Origin of the sequence: Pseudofrankia asymbiotica (assembly GCF_001983105.1) — a bacterium.
GTDB lineage: Bacteria > Actinomycetota > Actinomycetes > Frankiales > Frankiaceae > Pseudofrankia > Pseudofrankia asymbiotica.
This window is the reverse complement of the sequence record NZ_MOMC01000061.1, coordinates 1-7,517: the sequence shown is the minus strand read 5'-3', so window position 1 is coordinate 7,517 and position 7,517 is coordinate 1. Positions and strand designations below refer to the sequence as shown.

Annotated in this window: 7 protein-coding genes; 1 reads left to right on the top strand and 6 read right to left on the bottom strand. The window is 71.7% G+C overall.

What is annotated here, in order from left to right:
• Positions 1–114 precede the first annotated feature (114 nt).
• Positions 115–948 carry a hypothetical protein gene (locus BL253_RS28255; RefSeq protein ID WP_076820351.1) on the bottom strand — a complete coding sequence of 278 codons (834 nt, stop codon included), beginning with the start codon at positions 946–948 and terminating at the stop codon, positions 115–117.
• 770 nt (positions 949–1,718) lie between these two features.
• Positions 1,719–2,192, bottom strand: a complete 474-nt coding sequence (locus BL253_RS28250; RefSeq protein ID WP_076820350.1) for an SRPBCC domain-containing protein — start codon at positions 2,190–2,192, stop codon at positions 1,719–1,721.
• 394 nt (positions 2,193–2,586) lie between these two features.
• On the opposite strand from BL253_RS28250, the gene BL253_RS28245 reads away from it, so the two are divergent.
• Positions 2,587–3,036 carry a winged helix-turn-helix transcriptional regulator gene (locus BL253_RS28245; RefSeq protein ID WP_076820349.1) on the top strand — a complete coding sequence of 150 codons (450 nt, stop codon included), beginning with the start codon at positions 2,587–2,589 and terminating at the stop codon, positions 3,034–3,036.
• Here BL253_RS28245 and BL253_RS28240 read toward each other — a convergent pair.
• Genes BL253_RS28240 through BL253_RS28225 form a run of 4 tightly spaced genes read right to left on the bottom strand, consistent with a single transcriptional unit; the run spans position 3,028 to position 7,224 of the window.
• The gene (locus BL253_RS28240; protein WP_076820348.1) at positions 3,028–6,000 is read right to left on the bottom strand and encodes a BTAD domain-containing protein; all 2,973 of its coding nucleotides are present in this window, start codon (positions 5,998–6,000) and stop codon (positions 3,028–3,030) included. The two genes, BL253_RS28245 and BL253_RS28240, sit on opposite strands and share 9 nt — an antisense overlap.
• Positions 5,997–6,383 (bottom strand): pilus assembly protein TadG-related protein, encoded by a 387-nt coding sequence (locus tag BL253_RS28235; RefSeq protein WP_241835232.1) that lies wholly within the window; start codon positions 6,381–6,383, stop codon positions 5,997–5,999. Before BL253_RS28235 ends, BL253_RS28240 begins: the two co-directional genes overlap by 4 nt.
• 41 nt (positions 6,384–6,424) lie before the next feature.
• Positions 6,425–6,871, bottom strand: coding sequence for a TadE/TadG family type IV pilus assembly protein (locus BL253_RS28230; RefSeq protein ID WP_076820346.1), 447 nt, complete (start codon positions 6,869–6,871; stop codon positions 6,425–6,427).
• On the bottom strand, positions 6,868–7,224 hold the full coding sequence (locus BL253_RS28225) for a TadE family protein (protein WP_274535257.1): 357 nt from the start codon (positions 7,222–7,224) through the stop codon (positions 6,868–6,870). Before BL253_RS28225 ends, BL253_RS28230 begins: the two co-directional genes overlap by 4 nt.
• Between the last annotated feature and the right edge of the window lie 293 nt (positions 7,225–7,517).

The following is a 7,517-nucleotide window of genomic DNA, read 5'->3' as shown; positions in this document are numbered from 1 at the left end:
CCCTTCACCCTGATACGTCCACCGGAACACCCCAACCCTCCGGGCCGGAATGGGTCGGTAAAGCGAAAGGGGCACCGGGCGAACCTCGCCCGGCGCCCCTTTCGCTGGGTGGCGTCAGTCGTCGGGGAGTGCTCCCATACGCCGCTTGTCGCGCCGCATGGCGCTGTAGGCGAGCATCTCGCGCGATTCCTCCAGCCGCTGGCGGAGTTCCCGGAGTTCGGCTAGGGCAGCGTCACGGGTGCGCCGGACGGCCCGGTACGACCCGTACTTTCCGCCGTAAAGCTGCTGCGCCACGTGGGAGATCACTCCGGCCCGTCCGATGTCGTCTGCCTTGCTCCCCTCTGCCAAGAAGCGATCGATCACGGGAAAGTCCCGACCGTCCCCGTAGGCCGAACCCCACACCACGTCACTGATGCTGGCGAGGTAGCTCCCCACAGCGACGAACTCCGCGTGCGCCACCCCCCGCATGTACTGCTCACCCGGTGTCGCGTCCACCTCGTCAGGCTCTTCGTCCGGCCGGAAGCCGTTGCGCGCGGCAGCGTCCTTGACAGCCCACCCAATGATCATCTTTCGGTCTGCGACGAACTCCCGACCCTCGTTCGTCACGTAGAGCCAGGAGTCAGGCTCACGGGTCGCGACCGACAGGGAGGCAGGCTCAAACCGGCTGCTGATCTTCGCGAGGTTCTGGGCGAAGATCAGTACCGCATCCTGGGTGACGTCGTCACTGATGTCCGCCGTGCCGTACTTGCCGAACGGTCCGCCCGCAATGGTGGTGTTACCGTCCATGCGCTTGCGCGACCGGGTGAAGTTCACCGTGCGGCAGTACTTCCGCGCGCTGGTCCGGATGTCCTRCCAGTCACTGTCAGTGACCCGCGCCATGTCGTCCGGCTGGACGCGCGAGCCAGGAAGCGCGGCCGGAGTGTCCGACGTGAAAACGGCATTGCCCATGACAGACCTTCCTTACAGGGGGATTGGTTCCCGGGGGGTTCTCCCGCTCCCGGTGCCGATATCTAATTCTCTGCCTATGCACGGTCGAATTCAACCCCCAACCATCCGCCAATTCAAGATTCTTATAGGGGATTGCGCGCCAGAATCGCCGGATTGCCGACAACAACACGGAGATGAGAAGAGAAAGAAAGGCAAATGGCAAAGGGTGAGAACAATGCCAGGAACGAAAACAGGAAAGCAAGCCAGCCCAGGAAACAACCCGCAACCCACCAACCCAAGAACCGAGCCAGCGCCGTACGCATCCGCCCTCCCCAGCCGTCAAACGGCCAACCGCACCGATTATTGGCTCGTTGCCTCGCAACAAAGTCTTGGCCCGCTTGGGTACACCCAGCGGGCTTCTGACCTGCGCCGTTGTGACTCGACCGTGTGCCCGCTAAGCAGGGCCACGGTCTGGCTCGTGGTTGAGCCCGCGGTGGGGGCATCGCACGGGCTGTGTCCTAGCGGTGACGTTGTGCTCCCTGGCGGGTGTGCCGGGCCGCCGGGGGTCGCTGCCTTCAGCGAGTGGATTCCTCTGCCGGGTAGGCGTGCGTGATAGCCGTCGGGCGGGGCGCCGGATGTGTGGGCCGACACCGGACGATGCCAGGGGCGGCGGGTTCGCGGGAGAATCCACGCCTGTCCGCGGGCGCATGCGTCGCGGATTGTTCCGGCCAGTTGCCGCGATACCGGTGTCGGTGGAAGGCCCTGGGAAGGGTTCTGGCGGCGTGGCCCTGTTAGGGAGGTGGCTGGTCTTTCTCGACGATTTCGGCGAATTTTGCCAGGGCCATGCGGGTGGCGGTTTCGGAATCGGCGGCGGGTATGACGTCCGGGACGCCGTCGTGGACGACGAGGACGGCAGTGGCGCCGGTGCCGGCGTCGCTGAGGGTGGTGGTCGTCGTCATCGTGATGGTCGCGGGCGGGTCGTCGGTCTCGAAGGCGAGCTGTTCGACGACCTGTGTGTCGGGGACTAGCCGCAGGAACCGGCCGTGGTAGACGCCGGTGCGGACGGCCACCGTGGCGGCCGGGGTGGGCTGGTCGCAGACGAGGGAGATCCGGAAAGTGCCGCCCTCGCGGGCCTCGAAGGTGTGGATCTGGGCGCGCGTCCCGGTCGGGGCCCGCCAGCGGGCGATCGTGGCGGGGTCGAGCAGCGCTCGGTAGACCGCCGGCCGCGGCGCCCAGATGCGCCAGCTCACCTGCGTCGCGTACACGTCTTCGACGGTAGGCGCGCTGGGCGGGAGACGTCGTGGTGGGCGGTCCGGGCTGGCCGCGTCGCGGGGCGGGCTGACGTGACGTGTGTCATGGCCGCGCAGGACAGCGGGCGCTCCGGAATAGGTCTACCACCAGGAGTGACGCCATCTTCGCAGCTAGCAGGGGCGTGGCCGCGCGATCGGCCCTTGTGGCGATCCGGCCGGAATGGCGGCCGGTCACTCGTGACGGCTCTGAATCGGATTGTCACGTTTACGCAGATGGTGCAGCCTTGGGTGAAGTGCCCGTCACGCAAGGATGCGGGGACATCCGCGGCCTGGAGGGGGCCGCGCTGCGCGGCGGAACGGTCAGCACGGACCCGGGACCGGGTCTGTGGATCTTTCCGTGGGGGTTTGTGTGACGCTTGATGAGAAGCTGTCTGATTCTGATCGACGCATCCTGCTGCATGATCTGCGGCTCACGTTGGCGCCTGAGTGGCTGCCGGATGTGCTGGTCGCCTTGTACCGCGAGCCGTTGTCGTACACAGCCCTGCTGGGGATGCTCCGGTCCTATGAGGTGGTGCGGGGGCAGTGGCCGCCGCCGGTGTTGCGGGGTCCGGTGTTGCACCGGGCATTGCGCTGGATGAAGGAGCGCGGACTGGTCGAGAGCGAGCGAGGCCAGCAGTGGCCCTTCACCACGGTGTACCGGTTGACGCCGCCGGCGATGGAGCTGGCCGGGCTGGTGCTGCCGCTGGCGGAGTGGGCCGCCGCGCATGAGGATTTGCTGGAGCTGGACCGGCGKATCTGGGCGGAGCGTCGCCGGCAGAGGCAGAACGGCACGAAGGGCCGCCGGTCGAGGTCACGCTGAGCGGCTGTCCGGCGGGCCGTGACGCATCAGCGCCTGGAAGAGCCGGTCGGTGTCCGCGGTGGGCTGCTGGTCGAGGTCAGCCAGCGCCTCGACCAGCTGCCCGTAGGTGACCGCGATGGCGTCGTGCTGGCCGAGGCGGGCCTGGGTGCGCGCGATCTGGCAGTAGAGCTGCTCGTTGGCGGGGTCGAGGCGCCGCAGCGTGTCGAGCAGGTCGAGGCGCTGGGGGGTGTCCTCGCCGACGGCGGCGATGATGCTGGTCAGTGCGTCGGTGACCTGCCGGCGCAGATGCTCCCGGTGGGCCTCGGCCCAGGTGCCGGTGAGGTCCTTGGCGAGGTGGCCGGTGTAGAGGCCGGTCAGCGGCAGGATCGCGGCGATCTCCTGCGCGGTCGTCGTGGCCCGCCGGCGCGCGGTGAGCGCGTCCTGGACCTGCCAGAGGTCGACGGTGAGCAGGTCGGCGCGTAGCCGCCAGCGGCCGTCGTCCTGCTCGAACACGTCGTCGATCGCCCCGCCGGTGGCGCTACGCAGGGCGCGGCGCAGCGGGCTGAGCGCAGCGTAGAAGCGGTTGTCGATCCGGTGGCGGGGTTCGCCGTCGTCGGGCCAGACCGCTTCGATGAGGGTGTCGCGCTGTACCCAGCCGCCATGAGCGGCGAGGTAGGCCACGAGCTCACGGCCCTTGATCCCGATGCCCTCGACGGGCTGGGTGTCGCTGTCCGGCGTGGGCTGGTAGGACAGCTGCCACCTGCCGAACAGGGTGAGGCGCAGCGGCGTGGTCACCTCCGGGCGGCGTGGCGACGTCGCGGGCACAGCTGCGGCGGGCGCCGGCGAAGGCGGCGGTGCTTCGTCAGAGTTGGCCACGGCGTCACCGCCACCATCACCAGGTGGTGGCTCGTCCGGCTCCAGCCGCTGCTCCGGCTCGCTGGGGCCGTCGACGTCGGCCGGGGCGGGCGGGCCGTTACTGGGGAGCGGCGCGGAGGCGGGCGGTGGGGGCGGGGGCCCCTGGGTAGGGTTTGCCCGCCGGTACGCCTCCTGGTTGGCGGCCGGCGCGTCGGCGTCGGCGAGCAGGTCGAGCAGCTGGCCGGTGTCGTTCTCGGGCAGGGTGAACAGGCGGCTGCCGGTCAGGGTGGCGGCGATGTCGGGGCTGGCCGCGCCGACGACCCCGTCGGGTCGCACCCGGGCGGTCGCTCCCGGCCGCCACTGCCCGTAGAGGATGCCGACGACGCCGAGCGGGGAGCCGTTGTCGAGGACGGCTTGGAGGCGGCGATCCGAGGTCTGGTCGGGGGCGGCGATGACGACCAGGGTCGACCGGCTCGGGTCCTCGCCGGCCGCGGCCCGTCGTGCCCGGGTGACGACGTCGGCTTCCAAGCGGTCCAGCAGCGTGGTCAGGCCGGCGACGACGTGCAGCCGCTGCGGCGGCGCGGCGGTGGTGTCCTCGCCGAGCATCCGGCGCACGTCGGCGGCCGGGATGAGGATCTCGACGGGGGTGGCGTCGGGCTGGTGGCGGTCGGCGAGCAGCGCGACGAGCAGGGCGCGGATCGCGGCGTCCGCGCCGGGTCCGATCAGGCCGAGGCCGCGGGTGGCGGCGAGGTCCAGCGCAAGTGGCTGGCCGTCGCCGGTCGTTCCCACGACCCGCGTGCCAGGTGGGGCGGCGTGCGCGGTGGCGGTGGCTGCCGCGTGGCGGCGGCCGGTGATGTGCGGGTCGCCGGGCGGGCGTACGACGACCAGCTCGCCGTCGGCGTCGCGTTCGGCGGTGGCCGTGTTGTAGGCGACGGCGAGCTGGTGGATGACCGGCGGCTCGTCCAGGTCGTCACGTCGGCCGCTGCCAGGGATGTAGTGGCGGCGGCGCCACAGTCGCACGGAGAACAGCGCGACGACCAGCAGCGCGACTGCTCCCAAGCCGAGGTAGCCGCCGGACGGGAACGTCACCCCTGGCGCCCGGGGCGGGGCCGGGGCGGATGGGTGCGCGGACGGCGCGGTCGGAGCCACGGTCGTGGGGGTGGGCGAGGCCGGGCCGGTGGACGGGCTGGCGGTCCTCGGCGGCGCGGCGCCGCCCGCAGTGGACGTGCTGGCCTCTGGGGTCGGGGTAGTCGGCGGGCTGGTCGCGGGTGGGYTGACGGTCACCGGTGGGGTCGACGGCGCGGGGCTGGAGGGCGTTTGGCCGGTCGGGGGTGTGGTCGGAAGGGAAGGCGTCTGGCCGTCAGGAGGTGTGACGGTCTCCGGCGGGGTGGGCAGAGTCAGGACCCAGCCGGGACGGATCAGGTTGGGCTGGGTCAACGCGCGCCCGTCGGCCTGGGCGACGCCGTGGTTGAGCGTCCAGATCTCCGGCCAGCGGGCGCCGTCGCCCAGGCAGCGGTCCGCGATCCGCCACAGGCTGTCGTAGACGCCGTTGGCCGGCAGCGCCACCACCACGGTGCCCGGCGCCGCTGTCGGAAGCGCCGCGCCGGTCGGGGTGGCTGCGGCGACGGTGACGAAGCTCGGGCTGGCGGGCGCGGTGGCAGCCGCTGTGGCGGCGGCAGGACCGCTGGCAGGGGTGAGCGGGCCGCGGGACTGGGCGGCGGTGAGGAGGACCGCGCCGAGCAGGAACGTGGCGAACCCGCGCATCCCGCCGACCGGCACTGCGGCGCCGTGGCCGGGCCAGCGCGTCTCCCGCAGCACATCGGGCACGGCCAGGACGACCGAGACCGCGAAGGCGAACCACAGCGGCCACAGCAGCACCGCGAGGACGTCCAGGAGCAGGGTGTCGTCCATCGGCCCGGTCAGCCGCGTCGAGACCTCCGCCCAGGACGGCACCTGGTGGGGTAGGGGCCAGCCGACGAAGTGCCCCAGCGCCCAGGGCAGGCCGCCGACCAGGGCGACCAGAGCGGCCAGGGCGACCGCCGCGCGCAGCAGCCGACCGACCAGCAGCAGAACCGCGGTGCTGCGACGCCGGGCGCGGCGGGGCCGGCGGCGTGCGGGCGGGGGGCTCACGGGACGGCTCCGGGTGGTGGGGCGGGGTGGGCGCTGCCGGTGGCGGTGACCGTGAGCGTGTCGAGGCCGACGACGCCTAGCAGCAGGTTGTCGTGTACGGCGGTGACGGTGACGGTGACCGTGTTGTCGATGATGGTCACGGTGCCGGTGGCGCCGGCCTGGGCGAGGTAGGCGCGGGCGGCGGCGACCGCCTGATCGGGCAGCAGCCGGACTGTGCCGCCCTGACGTAGCGCGGTCAGGTCGAGTTGCTGGGCGCCGGCGCGGGCGGCTTCCTGCGCGACGCCCATCGCGCTGATCTTGTCGGCCAGCGCCCCGCCGGCGTCCACGATCAGCCCGCCGAACATGACGAACGCGGCGAACAGCACCGTCACGAATGCGGTCACCRCCCCCTCGTCCCGTCCACGACGACCGGACTGTCGGCGGTTCACGGCGCCTGTCCCARCTGGTCGCCGTAGATGTCGACGGGTGAGGTGGAGGTGGCGTGCAGGGTCGCGCTGCCCGGGGTTCCCAACATTGCAAGATCGTCCAGCCGGGTCGTGCAGGTCAGGGTCACCCGCACCAGCGCGCCCGGCGTCAGCCCGGCCGTGTCGGTGTCGACGGTCAGGTCCTGGCAGGTCACCCCGGCGCTGGCCAGCGCGGTCTGCGCGGTGGCGCGGGCGTCGGTGACCGCCTGGGTGGGGGTGCGGGCGATCGACGCGGCGCGGGCGGCCTGGTGGGCAACGTCGGCCATCCGCAGCCTCGCGTCAGAGATCCGGTAGCACAGCACGAGGAACAGCAGCATGAGCAGCAACGCCGGCAGGATCAGCACGAGTTCGGCGGTCGCCGATCCGCGGTCGGGACCACGGCGAGCGCATCTGGGTTCGCGGGTCATGGAACCTCCGCGCGGCGCTGCTCGACGGGCTCGGCCGCATCGGCGTCGATCCCAAACCGAAGTCCAGGGATCACGCTGGCGGCGGTGCCGTGGACGTGGACGGCCGCTGTCTGGGCGTCGCGGGTGACGGTGACCTCGGGGCTGGTGAGGCTGGACCGGCCAAGCTGGTCGAGAGTCGACTGCGCCTGTTGCTCGCCGGCGGCGACGCTGCCGCCGTCGGCGCGGGCGGCGACCAGCGCACGGCTGGCGGTGGCCTGCGCGATGTGGCGGGCGTGCGCCCAGACCGTGACCTGCGCGAGCAGGAGCACGACGGTGAACAGCAGCGGCAGCACGAAAATCATCTCAACAGTCAGCGCCCCGCCGTCCCGGTGACGGCGAGGTCTGCTCGGCGGCGCGGGTCGTATGCACCGCCGCCCTCGGCCCGCTCCGACGCCGCGCGACCTCGGGAACGCCTGTCGAGGTGCGCTGGGACTGCGCCCAGCGGGCCGGCACGCCGATCCGGGGCGGCCTGGGTGGGGGCGGCGTCGGTCCCTGACCGGACGGAGCCTGACTGAGCCTTTCCCAGCAACCATTGGCTACTCTTCGTAGCCATCACGGGCTGTGACGGTCCGGAGGTGCTGAAACGCAAGACGCGGGGTCTCGATAA